General features: G+C 49.5%; 1 protein-coding gene. It reads right to left on the bottom strand.

Annotated elements, in window-relative coordinates; all coding sequences use genetic code 11:
- Positions 1-820 (bottom strand): IS1634 family transposase (locus ACLUXO_RS10190; RefSeq protein WP_459539852.1); only part of this gene is annotated, 820 nt, incomplete at both ends.

Here is an 820-nt window from a genome sequence, read left to right on the forward strand (position 1 = left end):
GTCTTTCTGTTCTTCTGGCATTGCGGCGTTCTGAATATCTTTTCCAATCAGTCTTGCCTGTGCCTTGATCCATTCTTCGTCCAGTCCAAAGGCACCCAATATCACCTTCTGGGTAGCTGTGACTGCGTGATCTAGCTTATAGTTGCCGTTTGGCTGGCGTATCAGCTCAATCTTTTCGAGCTCTTTCAGTGCCGAAGGCACGCTCAGATAGTTAGGCTTGCCTGGCATTTCGGCTTTGCGCTTTCTCAAAAGCGTGTAGATTCTTGCCCGGATTATCAAAGCAATGAACTGAATGAAGATCTTGGCTTCGGCTGCTTGACTGCTTGCGACTCTGAATGAGCGATTGCCAAGGAAGGTCTTATCACTGCCAAACAGCTTCTCTGAGATATCGCGGCTCTTGTAAAGATTCAAGGCTTCAGAGGCCGTCATCTTTTCAGAGGTCACGATCGCGAAATAGCCGAACAGCCGCAGCTCTTGTTCGATGACATCTTCCCGTTCCTCGTAGCCATAGAACTTGTCTTTGTGGTAGGTGAGCTTGAAGTAGTGCTCGTATCGCTTTGGAAGCTTGTATTCCCGACCTTTTATCTTGTCCATCTCGGCTTCCATTCGGTCCAGATCGGCTTCTAGTCTAGCGCGTTCACTAGCCTGCTTCTTGGCTTTGTAGTATAGGTGGAAGTAGCGGTCCGTGTCGTCATCCGCGTACAGCTTGGCTTTAACCGTCATGCCATATGTCCGGTAAGCCTTGATTGAGCAGGCTCTCTTGGATTCGAATTCGCCCATGTGCTCCATGATCAAGCCATGTACAAAGGAGGCTCTGCCC

The sequence above is a fragment of the Lactobacillus delbrueckii subsp. bulgaricus genome, from assembly GCF_046938665.1.
Taxonomy (GTDB): domain Bacteria; phylum Bacillota; class Bacilli; order Lactobacillales; family Lactobacillaceae; genus Lactobacillus; species Lactobacillus delbrueckii_C.